Below are 13,891 nucleotides of genomic sequence, written 5' to 3'. Positions count from 1 at the left end.
GGCGCTTGGAGCTAGACAATAAAACTAATCCCAAGTTATTTACTTGTATTTTTATACTTTCTTATTCTGTAAAGAAAACTCGGCGATTGCCGAGCCTTTAGGCGAGAGCAGAGCCGCAAGAGCACTTATGCGTTAGGAAAGCAGAAATTGAAAAATTTATACTTTCCTATTAGCTAAAGGATAACCGCCACGTCAAAAATTTAGACGTGGTGGTCTTTGAAAAATTATACATAAACCTTATGTCGAACTTGCATCTTTACTGTGAATTTTTATATATCTTAATGTAATTGAAATTCGTTCACTTTCTTCTAAATACCGGAATCTTCCCCTATTTAGTCTTTCTTTATGTACGTCCAGCCTTCTTCTTGATACACTTTTCCTGCCTTCAATAGTCTTCCAAGTGCCCGTTTAAAGGAAGCCTTACTCATGGAAAAACGTTTTTCAATATCTTCCGGGGCACTTTTATCCGAATATGGCATACTTCCGCCGCGACTTTGCAAATAAGTATAAATTTTCTCAGCATCATCGTCCAATGTTTCATATCCTCGCTTTAATAAAGAGACATTAACTGTTCCATCCACTTTGACATCAATAATCCGCCCTGTCACACGATCCCCCACCCGCGGTTCCTTATCTCGTTGACTTTCATGGATAAAACCGCGATAACCTTCTTCAGTGATAATAAAAGTACCGCTATGTAAAGTGCGATAAACAATGCCTGTTACATTTTTGTTTAATACATTACGATCCGCTTTTACGAATAATTCTTCCATTACATTTTCCGTCGCTAATTTTCCCAGAAGACGACCGCGTTTATCTGTTTTTAATGTACAATACAAACTGCCCCCGATTTGCGGCCAAACTTCCTTGAGCTTTGGTAAATCATCTCTATGGATTAAAATATCTTTACTTGTTCCAATATCGATGAACACACCTAGATCGTTTTTCACTTCAACAACTTTACACCAGCCATAGGTGCCAACCCGAACTTCAGGTAAAGACATTGTCGCAGTCAAGCGTCCTTGTTTATCTTGAAATAAAAACACTTCCACTTTTTGACCAATTTGTATGTCACCGTTTTGCTCATTTTTATGAAGTAATACATCATTTGACCCATCGCTAAGGAAATGCCCAAAATCCGTATTTCTGACCACTTCTAGAGTAACAACTGTACCAGCCTGTAAATGTCCCATCGTCAAAATTCCTTCCTTCTATCCAACTTTCAATTGTTATCATTTCCAGATTATTTGATTTTACCAATGTTTCCTTAAAATATACAGAGAAAAGTATACATGACTATCATGGTTCCCCTGAAGTCATATTCATCACTATTAAAATAAACTTATGCTAATATAGATTTTGAAAAAACAAAGTATGGGGGATTTTTTATGACAAAAGGTACTGTTCAGGACTTAACATTCTTCAGTAACGAATTAGCGGAGGAAACCCAAGTTCTGGTTTATTTGCCGCCGCAATATACACCATTATATACATATCCATTTTGTATTGCCCAAGACGGAAAAGATTATTTTCAATTGGGGCGAATTGCCCGAGTATTAGATGATTTGATTGAAAACGGTGAAATTGAACCGATTTTATTTTTCGGTATCCCTTATAAGAACGTACCGGATCGCAAGGTTAAATATCACCCGGAAGGCAAACTTTCGGCAAATTATCGGCAATTTTTAGCCAATGAACTCGTTCCATTTATTGAAAAGCAATTTCCTGTTGCTGAAACAGCCTCATCCCGTGCATTGGCAGGGGATTCGTTGGCGGCAACGATATCGTTACTAACAGCGCTAAAATACCCGAATATATTTGGAAAAGTAATGCTTCATTCACCATATATTGACGAATATGTTTATGAAGAAGTCGACAATTTTAAGGATTGGAACCGGTTAAAAATATATCATGTCATCGGCAACCGGGAAACAGAGGTCGATATGACAGACGGGAATACGGCAGATTTTCTCGCTCCTAACAGAGAACTTGCAAAAAAATTAAAGAAAAAGCCGGTTGACTATTTTTATGAAGAAATTGAGGGCAATCACACTTGGAAATATTGGCAAAAAGATTTAAAACGTGGACTTACTGAACTTTTCCCTTTATAATCTTTGTATTACCCAATATTTTTTATAGTCAAATAATTATTTCTCTAACTGATTCATATTTGTTATAATAAAAGAATGACATGAAGGAACCAAATTAAAGGAGGTTATTCTTAATGCAAGTTGGAATTGTCATCTTTCCGTCTAAAAAATTGCAGGATTTTGCTAACTCATATCGAAAACGATATGACTCAAAATATTCACTTATTCCGCCCCATTTGACACTAAAAGCCGCATTTGAAACAAACGAAGAACAATTAGTAGAAATTTCCGCAAAATTGGAAGAGATTGCAAAAAGACATGAACCGTTTGAATTAAGAACAAATAAAATTAGCTCTTTTCATCCTGTAAACAACGTCATTTATTTAAAGGTCGAACCAACTGCGGAACTGGAAGGATTTTTTAAAGAATTAAATTCCGGCTCTTTCGGTAATCCTCCTGAATACGCATTTGTTCCCCATATTACCATTGGTCAAAGCTTATCGAACAGTGAACATGCAGATGTATTCAGTCAGCTGCGTTTGCAAAAAATTGAGCATACCGAAACGATAGACCGGTTCCACTTACTTTATCAATTAGACAATGGGATATGGAATGTGTACGAAACATTTTTATTAGGAAAATAACTTATCAGCTCAGGATGTGACAGTGATGAAAGTAGTAAAAGTAACAAACGAAGAACAGTTTCAAGCTGCGTTAAAAATAAGAAAAATCGTCTTTGTTCAAGAACAACAGGTTCCAATTGAGGAAGAAATTGACCAATACGATCAATTAAACCAAGCAACCCATTTTGTTATGTATAATGACGAAAATGAGCCAATCGGAGCCGGACGATACCGTGAAGTGGAAGATTATGGAAAGATTGAACGAATTTGTATTTTAGCGAACTATCGAAAGAACGGTTCCGGTAAACAATTGATGGACGAAATTATTCGTTATGCAAAAGAAACAGGAGCAAAGAAAGTGAAACTCAATGCCCAAACCCACGCACTGCCTTTTTATGAAAAATTGGGATTTACCGTAACTTCCGATGAATTTTTGGATGCAGGAATCCCTCATAAAGCGATGGAAATGGAACTTTAAAGAAAAGCGCAGAGCTAAATTCGCAACGTCCTGTTACACATAAGCTGAACACTTCCTGTAGCCCGGCGCCCGGTAATGACAACAGAAAAGACTGTCCGATTACGATTTCGGATAGTCTTTCCAACTTGTGCTCACATTTTCTAAACAATGATATCTATATATTGCCCTTTTTCTTTATCAAAAAAAAGTGTCTGTTTTTCTTCATTATATAAATAAGCGCCTGTTAATACCGCTGGAACCCGGCCTGCTTTCGTTACAGCCGCAACGGATTTCATTTTATCGTTAGCATTGAGAACTCTTTCAACATATTGCGTATAGTCTTGGCGATTTACAGGTAAAATGGCTACCATTGAAATCCCCTCCCTAAAAACGAATCCCCTTACACTTATATTATACCATATAAAAAGTAAGGGTGTTGCACCTTACTTTTTATTGTTCATCATATTTGCAATTGTGTTAAAATCAAGCTTTTTACCATCTTGAATAATCGTTTGAACAATTTTGTCTTCCATTTCTTTCGGAATATTACGACCCGCAATTTTTGATACTTGTTTTACTACTTGGCGAACCGTTGTTTCATCTTGTAAATTGGCACCTTGTATGGAATTAGCTAATTGAAAAATGTCATTCATGTTTACACCGGTTTTTTTCTCTATATTTTTAAAGAAATTGTTTTCCATCCTTTGTTCTCACACTCCCTTTCAAAACTACTTTATTTTATGCATGAGTTCCGGAATGGTTCAGGCTATTTTTAGGAAAAGTACCTGTTCCAAAAGAAGGTTTTTTGACATAAAAAAAAGGGGCCCAAAAGTTAAACAATAACTTTATGGGCAACCCTTTTTTATATTAACATAAATAGCTGGCACCAACGATAATTAAAAGGATGAACAGGACAACGATCAAAACAAATGAATTACCACCGTAACCGGAACCTCCATAACCATATCCGGAATAGCAACTTCCGTATCCCCAAGACATACAAATTCACCTCACTTCTTTATGTTTACAATTTAGCTTATGTAGAAAGAGGTAAGTTTGTATAGGCAATTTTTTGATTTTCTCAAAAAAAATCGGACAAAAGAGGATTATTTTTACGAAAGAAACAAATTGAAGAGGATTCATAAAAAATGGTTTTGTCGCTAAAAAAAGTGTTCCTTGCCTAAAAAAGTCGACGAGAAAGGGTCTTGTTGCCAAGAAAAAGTCCATCTTGCCTCAAAATGGTTACGAGAAAGGATCTTGTTGCCAGAAAAAAGTCCATCTTGCCTCAAAATGGTGATAATCCCTTTACCCTTTCGCTTTAAAAAGTAGTGCGCCGATAAATGCGAAAATAATCGCTGACGAAATTCCTGAACTTGTTACTTCAAACATGCCTGTAATAATGCCAATAATACCGTGAGCCTGTGCTTCCTGCATCGCACCATGAACCAATGAATTCCCAAAACTGGAGATTGGAACAGTTGCCCCCGCCCCGGCAAAATCCATTAATGGTTCGTATAAACCAAGTCCGTCCAGAACAGCACCCGCAACAACCATCAAACTTAACGTATGACCCGGTGTCAATTTAGCCACATCAAAAAGCAACTGGCCGATAACACAAAATAGGCCACCAACAACAAATGCCCAAAAAAACATTGCTAACATCATTTTCCCTCCTTTTTAAGGTTCACCATCTATGAATTTTTTTCAATAGATACGGCATGGGCGATACAAGGAATCGTCTCTTTTTGTTGAACAGTCATTGGGGATAATAGTGCACCAGTCGCAACACATAAAATTTTTTTATAAAAACCATAGTTCATTTGTTTAAGTAAATGACCATAAATTACCGTCGCTGAAGAAGCTGCCCCGCTCGCCCCCGCTTGAACAGGTTGTTCCTCTTTATATAACATTAAACCACAATCAAGAAATTTTTCTTCGGGAATATGTATTCCTTTTGAATGAAGAAGATCAAGGACTGTTGCCCGTCCAATTTTCCCCAGATCACCGGTAACAATCAGATCATAATATTCATGATTTCTCCCGGTTTCTTCAAAATGCGTTTCAATCGTGTCTGCTGCAGCAGGTGCCATCGCTCCACCCATATTAAACGGGTCACTCAACCCCATATCAATGACTTTTCCAATCGTCGCTGCAGTAATTTTCGGTTTTTCACTATATTTTTCGTTTTGTTTGGCAATTATTGCATAACCTGCACCTGTCACCGTCCATTGGGCAGTCGGAGGTTTTTGGCCGCCATATTCTGTCGGATAACGAAACTGTCTTTCTGCCGCTGCGTTATGACTGGCTGAACCTGTAACGATATAATCGGCACCATCTCCATTAATTAGAAAAGAAGCAAGAGCCAGCCCTTCCATTGAGGTTGAACAAGCACCAAATATGCCAAAATACGGAACAGCTAGTGATCTAGCAGCAAAACTCGTTGGCGTAATTTGATTGATCAAGTCTCCTGCAATCATAAAGTTCACTTGCTCTTTCGTTAATTCAGCCTTTTCCAGAGCGATCCGACAAGCTTCATCAATCAAAAGCCGATGTGCCTTCTCATAAGAGTCTTCACCCATCCATAAATCGTCATAAAGGAGATCAAAGTCCTCTGCTAGCTTTCCATTTTTTTCAAACGGTCCTCCAGTAACTCCGGTCGCAATAATGACAGGTTCATTTTCAAAAAACCAGCTGGCTTTTCCGACAATCATTGAAAGCCACCTCCAAACCATTGAATAACAATTGTTTTTATTAATGCGACAACAAATGCGGAAAATACACCAAATAAAATAACTGATCCGGCTAACTTAAACATATTTCCTCCGACACCGAGTACAAAACCTTCTGTGCGATGTTCAATAGCGGCTGAGATAACGGAATTTCCAAACCCGGTCACAGGTACAGCACTTCCGGCACCTGCAAATTGACCCAATCTATCATAAACTCCAAAGCCGGTCAGGAGCATGGAAAAAAAGATCATCGTTGCAACTGTTGGATTACTTGCTGTCTGCTCTGTAAAATTAAAAAAGTAAATATAAAAATAACTGACCGCTTGTCCAATGGCGCAAATCGTCCCACCTACGAAAAAAGCTTTTATACAGTTTTTTAACACCGGTCGTTTTGTTTCATGTTGTTGCTCTAGTTTTTCATATTGTTTTTGTTCCGGAGTTTTATTGTTTTTTCCCATCTACCATTTCTCTCCAATCACGTTTTTTCTCGGCTTAGCTTAATGATCTCTTGTAATCGTTTTTCCTTTTTCTCCTTGGACAAATTTTCCTTTTCTACTTTTTCATTCAATCGAACTGCTTCCAAAAAAATTTTAAAATCACTGGAAACGGTAAAAGACAAATCCTTAAATTGCTTCTGTAATTCTTTCGTTAACTGTTTTTCAATTTTTTTCATGCGAAATCGCTCAAGGTGATGAACTTTGAATGCAACTAAACAATCTTTTGCTTCCCCTTTAATCACAGCCACATCATAAATACCATCAATGGATAAAGCTGTTTCTTTAATATCCCCCACCAATTTTTCATCTTTATTGTTGACTGCAATCGGATTCGGATTAGATGTCCGTACTAATGAACTCCTTGTTTCCGGTGTATCATTAACCGTACTGCACCCGAATAATAAAACACTTAAGCTAAAAATAAACAACATCAAACGCTTTTCCATTTTGTTCCCTCACTAAATTGAATTTATGTAACTTTGTTCAACTTATTTTTTTGCCTAATCCATACTTTTATGCATTGGAAATGGATGGATTGGTTTCCCATCACTTGGATATGTGAGCATGTAAATATGGAACACGTTATTCACTGAAAAACAAAGTCTATTCGTTATATTTTTCAAAACTATCATTTTATTTTCCGCTATATATATGAAAAACCGCCCCACAAAAACGGGACAGTTTCTAATTTTACCGGCTGTTATTTCGAATATACTGCAGCTCTTTCCTTATATCCGGTTTATATTTTTTCGATCCCATACCTTCATGAATTCGATAAAGAACAGTCGGTACATCCAAGTAGCCGATTGAGGTTATTTGTGCAACTCGCAACCAGAAATCATAGTCATGGGTGTATAAAAGGCTCTCATCAAAATAACCAATTTCTTGAAAAATTTCTTTGTGGGTAATTGCTGTCGAACCGTTAAAAATATTTCTTCTTTTTAACGTCCGCTCCATTTGCTCATTATTTTGAAAATAAAGGGTAACTGGTTCACCAATAATTTCACTTTTTTCATTCATCTGGTAAAAGGAAGAAAAACAAATTTTTAATTCATTTTTGATCATCCATTCTAACTGTTTCTCCAGTTTATCCGGTAGAAAATAATCATCCGAACTTAGCCACGCGATATATTCTCCCTCTGATAGACGAATTCCCGCATTTAAAGCACTTGCCGTTCCTCCATTGCTTTTTTCAATATAACGAATTTGCTCAAGATAAGGTTGGATTTTCTCAGTAAACCTAGTCGAGCCGTCATTGACAACAATAATTTCCCTCTCTTGGTAAGTTTGATTCAAAGCACTTGCAATCGCTTCAGAAACATATGGGCAATTATAGAATGGGATGATAATCGATACTTTTGGCATAAAAATCAACCTTTATTTCGATAATAAGTTAAAATATCGCTTAAAGAAGAAAGAAACGGGTAACCGGGATGCCAACCGAGTGCACGGATATTTGTCAAATCCATTCTTCCTTTTCCTTTATCGATGCCCAAGTCATGTTTATTTGCTTTTATGTGAACGGGGACAGGAACGGTAGTTAAAGATTGATATGAATCAATTACATTCATTAATGTCCGATAACAGCCGGTTCCGATTGGATATACCTCTCCAATTTTTCCTTTTAATAAAATTAATTCATATGCTCGAACAGCATCACGGACATCTAAAAAATCCCTTTCTTGTGTCAAGTCATCAATCAAAACGGGTTCGGCGAGACAATCCTTTTCAGCCAAAGCAATTTTTTCAGCGATAAGTGAACAAAAACCATTGGATGGCCCCGGACCTATTAAATTGGTCGGTTTCGCAATCATAATTGGCAAATGAAATAAAGTCTCCCATGATTTCGCTACAAGTGACTGAAAAGTTTTGGTCAAGCCGTATGGTTGATTTGGCAACCCGGATGGATCGAATTCCAAAGCCGAACCGATGACTAAAATTTTCCCGTTATTTTTAACCTTTCTAACAGCCTCTAATAAATGAACAGTCGCTAATACATTCACTGTTACATATTCGGCCGGTTTTTCCCAAGATTCTTTCACATCGTTTTTTCCGGCTGTATGCAGTATATAGTCCGGTTTAACAGCTTTGATTGCATCATAAACTGAAAATTCATCTGTTAAATCACATTCCCGTTCCTCATAATTCGGAAGATCTTTGTTGAAACGTTTTTTTCGCACAAGACCGACAACATGGTAGCCGTTATTTAGAAAATATTGACACGCATGCCACCCGGTAAACCCTCCCGCCCCGGTAATCAGAATTTTCCGGTTAACCATTTCGTACCATCCATTCATACAATTCCGTCAACATTTTTTCATAAGACGGAACCCGAAAAACGATGTCTGTTCTCGTATTTTTTAGCGTACGATCCAACACGATTTCGTCATAAGGATGAATGGTAACATCTTTTTTTAAAAAAATTTGTTGGATCTGTTTTAATAAATCGTATTTCGAAATGATTTCAGGAGCCGTTATATGAAAAAGCCCGGCTCCATCTTTTTTAATAACTGTTTCAATTACCTTGGCTAATTGTAATGTGGTAATGCCGTTCCAAAATACTTTTCGGTAGCCATTTATCCGACCCTTTTGTTTCATAAACCAATGGAATAAGCCGATTCCATCCTTTAACTCCGGGCCAATGATCGATGTACGAAGCGTGACGTGGTGATTTGAACGGATCTCCCCCAAGGCTTTTGTCATCGCATAAACCGATGTTCCGTCCGGTTTATCGTTTTCCGTATATCTTCCACTTCCATTTATTCGAAAATTGGAATTTTTATCAACGACCCCCGAAAAAACACAATCGGTACTTATATGAATTAACTTCCCGCCATATTTATCAAGGACTTTTTGCAAAAAATGGGGAAGGTAACTATTTACTAGAATCGCATCCATTTGATTTTTTACCGCTTGTTCATTCAAAAGACCGATGACATTAATGATCACATCCGGCTTGTATTGGCGGATAATTTCTTCGATTGCTGTCGGATCTGTCGCATCGAAGTAAATTCCGTTTTTCCGGGTCCTCGTTGTATATCTCACTTCAAAGTCGGTCTTCGTCTGGAAATATTGGACAATCATATGACCGGCCATTCCGGCACCGCCCAATACGAGAATTTTCAACTTAAGAACCCTCCTCTTTGCAGTAACGTTCTAATCTCCTCTTTTGTCATTAAATCATCTTTTGAACTGTAGCTCTTCCTTTCGACAAGTTGGCAGTTTTGATATTTTTCTATTAATCTTGGAAAATCTTTTGTAGGTAAAATCACAAAGTAATGTTCGTCAAAGAGCACTGTGTTTTGACTTTCATATTCTGAAAATAATACTTCATTGACTTTTTCACCGGGACGAATCCCTAATTCAATTATTTCGACATCCTTTTTCCCGGATTGTTCAATTAATACCTCGGCGAGATCGAGAATTCGGCAAGACGGCATTTTCATCACAAATATTTCGCCGCCCTCACTCGATTCGGTCGCCGTGAATACAAGATGAATAGCCTCTTCAATGGTTAAGAAAAACCGGGTCATCCGTTTATCCGTAATACTGACTTTTCCGGTCGTTTCAATTTGTTCTTTAAAAACATGAATCACACTGCCGCTTGTTCCGAGGACATTTCCGCCGCGAATTGTGACAAATTTTGTATCGTCTGTTAGTGAGTTGGCGTGAGTGATCAGTTGTTCACCAATTGCCTTTGTTAAACCGTAGAAGTTAGCGGGATTGGCTGCTTTATCCGTTGAAATATATATGACCTTTTTTACCTTGTTTAAGATGGACGCTTCAATTACATTCTGCGTTCCAATGACATTTGTTTTTAATGCTTCAATTGGTTGATCTTCACAAACGGGTACATGTTTTAAAGCGGCTAGATGATAAAGTAAATCCACATTTTGTGTTGCGTTTACTAAACTTTCTTTATCACGAATATCACCAATAATGAAATGCAATCTATTGTCTTGAAATTTCCTTTGCATGGCCACTTGACTCGCTTCATTTCTCGAGAAAATGCGAATTTCACGAGGCCTTTTTTCCAATAATTGTTTTACCAGTTCATGCCCCCAAGAACCGGTTGCTCCGGTAATCAAGATGGTTTGTTCTTCAAACAACTCCTTTACCTCCCAAAATAAATTTAACTACTTTATCGGACACATATTTATCATCATAGCCTATCGGTAAAACCCATTCAGATTGCCTAGCTACCATGACTTTTACTGCCCGAAGAATAGATGTGGCATCGACTCCGGAAACAATATTACTGCCACACGCTACCGTTTCCGGTCGTTCTGTACTGTTCCGAATCGTTACTGCAGGTACATGAAAAATACAACTTTCCTCTTGAACCGTTCCACTATCGGTCATGACACATAAGGCATGTTTTTGAAGTTGGATAAAATCGAAAAATCCGAATGGCTCATGAAACTCAACCAATGGATGAAGTTTATTATTTTGAAGATTGTTTAGTTTTGACTTTGTTCGGGGATGAATGCTGCAAATTACCCGCTTATCAAAATGTTCCGCCACTGCATTTATACCGTTTAAAATTTCTGTTAAATTTATGGCGTTATCGACATTTTCCGCCCGGTGGCAAGTGACAAGAAAATAATCTTTTTCTTGCAAATGTAATTTTGTTTTTATATGACTTTCATTGATTTTTGATTGATAATGAACCAACACTTCATAAATCGGGTTACCGCTCATCATAATCCGGTTATTAGGAATTCCTTCCCGTAACAGATTTTCTCTGGAATTTGGCGTATACGGTAAATTGAATGTTGCAATTGCATCAATGACGCGGCGATTCTTCTCTTCCGGTACTGCCAAATCATAACAACGGTTGCCGGCCTCCATATGCACAACCGGAACGCCCATTCTTTCCAATAAAACAGCACTTAAAGCACTGTTTGTATCGCCCAGCACAAGTGCTTGATCCGGCTTTTCATCCTGAATAATTTGTTCTAATTCCTTGAACATCGTCGCTAATTGATTTCCCAAAGTGTTTTTATGATTAAACAGATGATAATCAGGCTTGCGAATTTCCAGTTCTTCAAAAAAGATGTCGCTTAAATTTTTCGTGAAATTTTGGCCGGTATGGACGAGTATATGTTTATCGCAGAATTCATCTAATTTTTTTATGATTAAACTAAGGCGGATAATCTCCGGTCTTGTTCCTAAAATCGTTATTACCTTCATCTGAACACTTCCTGATTTTTTGTGCTTTACAACTATACTATTCTTTTTCTTTTATAACGGACTGGTTACTTCTCTATTTTTAAATAATCATGTAATTAGCTCATAAATAGATTTTCTTAAGCATTCCACATAAGATTTAATTTTGGATAACATAAATCGATTGAAATTTTATAAAAAAGAAACCTTTGGATGTTAACCTAATAAGATATCTTTCATGCTTTTTTATCTATGATTTTATTAATATGTGATAGTAACTCATTTGTTCGTTTTTCTGTTGAATGGGCACGTCGAACCATTTGAAAACCTTGCCCGGCAATATTTTTTCGCTCATTTTCATTTTGTAAATAATAGGTAATCTTGTCTTTTACATTATGTTCATTCACGGCCACAAACGTCTTTCCATCAATAAAACCAAGGTCGGACAATTCTTGAGAAGGTGTGGCGAGTAACAATGTATTGCAAGCCAATACCTCAAAATATTTCATGACAGGATAATGCTCGATTGAGTCACAAGTAATAAAAATTTTTGCCCGGTTTATTTCTCTTGCGTATGTTTTACCTGCATAGATATTTTTCCAATTGTGGATTTCCTGATAACCCGGGTGGGGATGGTAAACAAAATTCGGCTCGTTTTTCAATATTTCATAAAACTTTGCTCGCATGGGATATAAATGCGGATAAATCGCACCCATCATTAACACATCAATGTCCCGAGGGATTTGGTAATCATTAAAAATATCAATTGGGACATGATGGGGAAACCAAATCATTCGATCATGTAATTCCGGAAAAAGGGATAAAAATGCATCTCGATAATGAGTAAAGAGATATTGAATGTTTTCTCGCTGATAAAATCGTCTTCTTTGATATGGTTTATATTTTAGTTCATGAACAATCGCTCCGACCGGGATATCCAAATCGGTAAATCCGCCTATATGGGGACAATAATCCGGTTTCCTATCATTAAGTAATATAAAATCAGGCCGTATGTTGATGTTTTTTAAAATGTCGTGAATGTTACCATCCAGATCACTTGTGATGACATTTGCTTTTTTTCTTAATTCCTTAAGTAAATAGTAGCTACTTTTTTCAATTCGGTTAGAAAGGTCACGCGTGACAAATAATATCTTTCGATCATCTTTACTCATCGAATCCCTCTTTTCGTTTTCCCTAAAGAAAAGAGCTTCCGATTAAATTGGAAGCACAGTCTCTTTACCTATTTTCTATTTTTTCGTATTTTATTGAACAAAAGGCGGGTAATCGATCGCAACAATTTTATCAAGTGGAACAATAATTCGATTTCCACCCAGCGAATCGACTCTTACAAATGTGACAGTTTCTCCGGTGACCTCTAAAACACGAACCCCTGTTAAATCAGGTTCCCCCGGCACGTTGGTTGGTAATGTAAAAACTTCATTGATCGTGACCCCTGCTGCTTGGATTTGCAACAATAGTAATTGCAAAGGCATCTTTTTTTGCTCCTTTCATTTGTTGTTCTTTTCAATACTTTTATATGAATCGTCCTCCCTTTTTGCTTGGGAAACCAATGAAAATGTGTATGTGCACAATCGAGAATTGTTATAAAACATAAAGAAAGGGCAATCTTTATTCCAAAGACACCCTTGTTTGCTTTATTCCACCTCCCCCCACTGATGGAAGTTTCACTTTATTATTGGTCGGTTTCCCGTTTTCTTCTTTTTCCACAACCACAATCTTTTTTCTTCTTCATTGTTGTTTTCGGTTGTTTTAATTCCATCGATTTTTTCATTGTTCTACTTCTCATGTCCTAACCCCTTTTCTAACTTTTTATATTAGTCTACGAAATTTTTAAAAACTTTGTTCATTCTATTTGCCCAGAAAAGCGCTTATTATTGTCTCAATTATTGCCCCAATTGCAGCTACAGCTAAAATAACAATGAACGGTTCCGCAATAATGGGATAAAAAGAATACAGGAAAACTAAAAAAAGACTTACCCATATCCCGGTACACCAATAGCAACTTAATAATTCCCCAATCCATCTTTTGAACTTTCCTTGTTTCGGTACTAAATACACTTCTTTGTCACCAGCAGGATTCACTTCTTCCACCTCATCAAAAAAAGGCATCCGTATCATTTCGGTTATTTTATCAAAGACAATCAAACGGGTTAATCGGAAAGTTGCTAATCCAATTAAAAAAAATGACCACCCATCAATACTAAACATAAAAATCCCTCCTCCTTCAATATATAAAAGAAATCTCATCTTTATAATTAAAAAAACTAAAAATAGGCGTTTTACCGATACCGTTATTAGCCTTCTC

The 13,891-nt window shown here is 37.0% G+C and carries 19 protein-coding genes; 3 read left to right on the top strand and 16 right to left on the bottom strand.

Annotated elements, in window-relative coordinates; all coding sequences use genetic code 11:
- Positions 1-332: 332 nt before the first annotated feature.
- Positions 333-1,193, bottom strand: coding sequence for a CvfB family protein (locus tag BT1A1_RS06225; RefSeq protein ID WP_034769210.1), 861 nt, complete (start codon positions 1,191-1,193; stop codon positions 333-335).
- Positions 1,194-1,388: 195 nt separating this feature from the next.
- Between BT1A1_RS06225 and BT1A1_RS06220 the strand changes: the two genes are divergently transcribed.
- The 3 genes from BT1A1_RS06220 (at position 1,389) to BT1A1_RS06210 (ending at position 3,191) form a co-directional block, all read left to right on the top strand.
- Positions 1,389-2,111 carry an alpha/beta hydrolase gene (locus BT1A1_RS06220; protein ID WP_034769209.1) on the top strand — a complete coding sequence of 241 codons (723 nt, stop codon included), beginning with the start codon at positions 1,389-1,391 and terminating at the stop codon, positions 2,109-2,111.
- Positions 2,112-2,224: 113 nt separating this feature from the next.
- Positions 2,225-2,734 (top strand): YjcG family protein, encoded by a 510-nt coding sequence (locus BT1A1_RS06215; protein WP_034769207.1) that lies wholly within the window; start codon positions 2,225-2,227, stop codon positions 2,732-2,734.
- 25 nt (positions 2,735-2,759) lie between these two features.
- Complete coding sequence (locus BT1A1_RS06210; RefSeq protein WP_034769205.1) at positions 2,760-3,191, top strand: GNAT family N-acetyltransferase; 432 nt, start codon at positions 2,760-2,762, stop codon at positions 3,189-3,191.
- 140 nt (positions 3,192-3,331) lie between these two features.
- Here BT1A1_RS06210 and BT1A1_RS06205 read toward each other — a convergent pair whose 3' ends face one another.
- The 15 genes from BT1A1_RS06205 to BT1A1_RS06135 form a co-directional block, all read right to left on the bottom strand.
- Entirely contained in the window at positions 3,332-3,541 is a 210-nt protein-coding gene (locus BT1A1_RS06205) for a hypothetical protein (RefSeq protein WP_034769203.1), read from the bottom strand.
- Positions 3,542-3,613: 72 nt separating this feature from the next.
- Positions 3,614-3,871, bottom strand: a complete 258-nt coding sequence (locus BT1A1_RS06200) for a sporulation-specific transcription regulator SpoVIF (RefSeq protein WP_034769202.1) — start codon at positions 3,869-3,871, stop codon at positions 3,614-3,616.
- A gap of 166 nt (positions 3,872-4,037) precedes the next feature.
- A complete protein-coding gene (locus BT1A1_RS17850; protein WP_072012659.1) occupies positions 4,038-4,169 on the bottom strand; it encodes a YjcZ family sporulation protein in 132 nt (43 codons plus the stop codon).
- 306 nt (positions 4,170-4,475) lie between these two features.
- A complete protein-coding gene (spoVAE, locus tag BT1A1_RS06190; protein WP_034769197.1) occupies positions 4,476-4,832 on the bottom strand; it encodes a stage V sporulation protein AE in 357 nt (118 codons plus the stop codon).
- A 29-nt stretch (positions 4,833-4,861) separates the two neighbouring features.
- Positions 4,862-5,881: a stage V sporulation protein AD gene (spoVAD, locus tag BT1A1_RS06185; protein WP_034769195.1), complete on the bottom strand. Its 1,020-nt coding sequence runs from the start codon at positions 5,879-5,881 to the stop codon at positions 4,862-4,864.
- The gene (spoVAC, locus tag BT1A1_RS06180; protein WP_034769193.1) at positions 5,878-6,357 is read right to left on the bottom strand and encodes a stage V sporulation protein AC; all 480 of its coding nucleotides are present in this window, start codon (positions 6,355-6,357) and stop codon (positions 5,878-5,880) included. Before spoVAC ends, spoVAD begins: the two co-directional genes overlap by 4 nt.
- Before the next feature lie 17 nt (positions 6,358-6,374).
- On the bottom strand, positions 6,375-6,842 hold the full coding sequence (locus BT1A1_RS06175; RefSeq protein ID WP_034769191.1) for a hypothetical protein: 468 nt from the start codon (positions 6,840-6,842) through the stop codon (positions 6,375-6,377).
- A 244-nt stretch (positions 6,843-7,086) separates the two neighbouring features.
- The gene (locus tag BT1A1_RS06170) at positions 7,087-7,761 is read right to left on the bottom strand and encodes a glycosyltransferase family 2 protein (protein ID WP_034769189.1); all 675 of its coding nucleotides are present in this window, start codon (positions 7,759-7,761) and stop codon (positions 7,087-7,089) included.
- A 5-nt stretch (positions 7,762-7,766) separates the two neighbouring features.
- Positions 7,767-8,675, bottom strand: coding sequence for an NAD-dependent epimerase/dehydratase family protein (locus tag BT1A1_RS06165; protein WP_051989037.1), 909 nt, complete (start codon positions 8,673-8,675; stop codon positions 7,767-7,769).
- On the bottom strand, positions 8,668-9,522 hold the full coding sequence (locus tag BT1A1_RS06160; RefSeq protein ID WP_034769185.1) for a dTDP-4-dehydrorhamnose reductase family protein: 855 nt from the start codon (positions 9,520-9,522) through the stop codon (positions 8,668-8,670). Before BT1A1_RS06160 ends, BT1A1_RS06165 begins: the two co-directional genes overlap by 8 nt.
- A complete protein-coding gene (locus tag BT1A1_RS06155) occupies positions 9,519-10,505 on the bottom strand; it encodes a polysaccharide biosynthesis protein (protein ID WP_034769182.1) in 987 nt (328 codons plus the stop codon). Before BT1A1_RS06155 ends, BT1A1_RS06160 begins: the two co-directional genes overlap by 4 nt.
- Positions 10,498-11,589 (bottom strand): non-hydrolyzing UDP-N-acetylglucosamine 2-epimerase, encoded by a 1,092-nt coding sequence (wecB, locus tag BT1A1_RS06150; protein WP_034769180.1) that lies wholly within the window; start codon positions 11,587-11,589, stop codon positions 10,498-10,500. The genes BT1A1_RS06155 and wecB overlap by 8 nt, the downstream gene beginning before the upstream one ends.
- Positions 11,590-11,801: 212 nt before the next feature.
- Entirely contained in the window at positions 11,802-12,737 is a 936-nt protein-coding gene (locus BT1A1_RS06145; RefSeq protein ID WP_034769178.1) for a glycosyltransferase family protein, read from the bottom strand.
- Positions 12,738-12,827: 90 nt separating this feature from the next.
- Positions 12,828-13,058 carry a hypothetical protein gene (locus BT1A1_RS06140; RefSeq protein WP_034769176.1) on the bottom strand — a complete coding sequence of 77 codons (231 nt, stop codon included), beginning with the start codon at positions 13,056-13,058 and terminating at the stop codon, positions 12,828-12,830.
- A 376-nt stretch (positions 13,059-13,434) separates the two neighbouring features.
- Positions 13,435-13,794 carry a DUF1360 domain-containing protein gene (locus BT1A1_RS06135; RefSeq protein WP_034769174.1) on the bottom strand — a complete coding sequence of 120 codons (360 nt, stop codon included), beginning with the start codon at positions 13,792-13,794 and terminating at the stop codon, positions 13,435-13,437.
- Between the last annotated feature and the right edge of the window lie 97 nt (positions 13,795-13,891).

It is taken from the genome of Caldibacillus thermoamylovorans (assembly GCF_000751775.1).
Classification (GTDB): Bacteria; Bacillota; Bacilli; order Bacillales; family Caldibacillaceae; genus Caldifermentibacillus; species Caldifermentibacillus hisashii.
The sequence above is the reverse complement of the archived record's forward strand: the minus strand, read 5'-3'. Positions and strand labels throughout refer to the sequence as shown.

Bases quoted from the DNA above. Each gene is read 5' to 3' on its own strand.
- BT1A1_RS06200 (WP_034769202.1), bottom strand. From the start codon at position 3,871: ATGGAAAACAATTTCTTTAAAAATATAGAGAAAAAAACCGGTGTAAAC.
- BT1A1_RS06170 (WP_034769189.1), bottom strand. From the start codon at position 7,761: ATGCCAAAAGTATCGATTATCATCCCATTCTATAATTGCCCATATGTT.
- BT1A1_RS06135 (WP_034769174.1), bottom strand. From the start codon at position 13,794: ATGTTTAGTATTGATGGGTGGTCATTTTTTTTAATTGGATTAGCAACT.
- BT1A1_RS06210 (WP_034769205.1), top strand. From the start codon at position 2,760: ATGAAAGTAGTAAAAGTAACAAACGAAGAACAGTTTCAAGCTGCGTTA.
- wecB (WP_034769180.1), bottom strand. From the start codon at position 11,589: ATGAAGGTAATAACGATTTTAGGAACAAGACCGGAGATTATCCGCCTT.
- BT1A1_RS06205 (WP_034769203.1), bottom strand. From the start codon at position 3,541: ATGGTAGCCATTTTACCTGTAAATCGCCAAGACTATACGCAATATGTT.
- BT1A1_RS17850 (WP_072012659.1), bottom strand. From the start codon at position 4,169: ATGTCTTGGGGATACGGAAGTTGCTATTCCGGATATGGTTATGGAGGT.
- spoVAC (WP_034769193.1), bottom strand. From the start codon at position 6,357: ATGGGAAAAAACAATAAAACTCCGGAACAAAAACAATATGAAAAACTA.
- BT1A1_RS06220 (WP_034769209.1), top strand. From the start codon at position 1,389: ATGACAAAAGGTACTGTTCAGGACTTAACATTCTTCAGTAACGAATTA.
- BT1A1_RS06215 (WP_034769207.1), top strand. From the start codon at position 2,225: ATGCAAGTTGGAATTGTCATCTTTCCGTCTAAAAAATTGCAGGATTTT.
- BT1A1_RS06140 (WP_034769176.1), bottom strand. From the start codon at position 13,058: ATGCCTTTGCAATTACTATTGTTGCAAATCCAAGCAGCAGGGGTCACG.
- BT1A1_RS06165 (WP_051989037.1), bottom strand. From the start codon at position 8,675: ATGGTTAACCGGAAAATTCTGATTACCGGGGCGGGAGGGTTTACCGGG.
- BT1A1_RS06145 (WP_034769178.1), bottom strand. From the start codon at position 12,737: ATGAGTAAAGATGATCGAAAGATATTATTTGTCACGCGTGACCTTTCT.
- BT1A1_RS06225 (WP_034769210.1), bottom strand. From the start codon at position 1,193: ATGGGACATTTACAGGCTGGTACAGTTGTTACTCTAGAAGTGGTCAGA.
- spoVAD (WP_034769195.1), bottom strand. From the start codon at position 5,881: ATGATTGTCGGAAAAGCCAGCTGGTTTTTTGAAAATGAACCTGTCATT.
- spoVAE (WP_034769197.1), bottom strand. From the start codon at position 4,832: ATGTTAGCAATGTTTTTTTGGGCATTTGTTGTTGGTGGCCTATTTTGT.
- BT1A1_RS06175 (WP_034769191.1), bottom strand. From the start codon at position 6,842: ATGGAAAAGCGTTTGATGTTGTTTATTTTTAGCTTAAGTGTTTTATTA.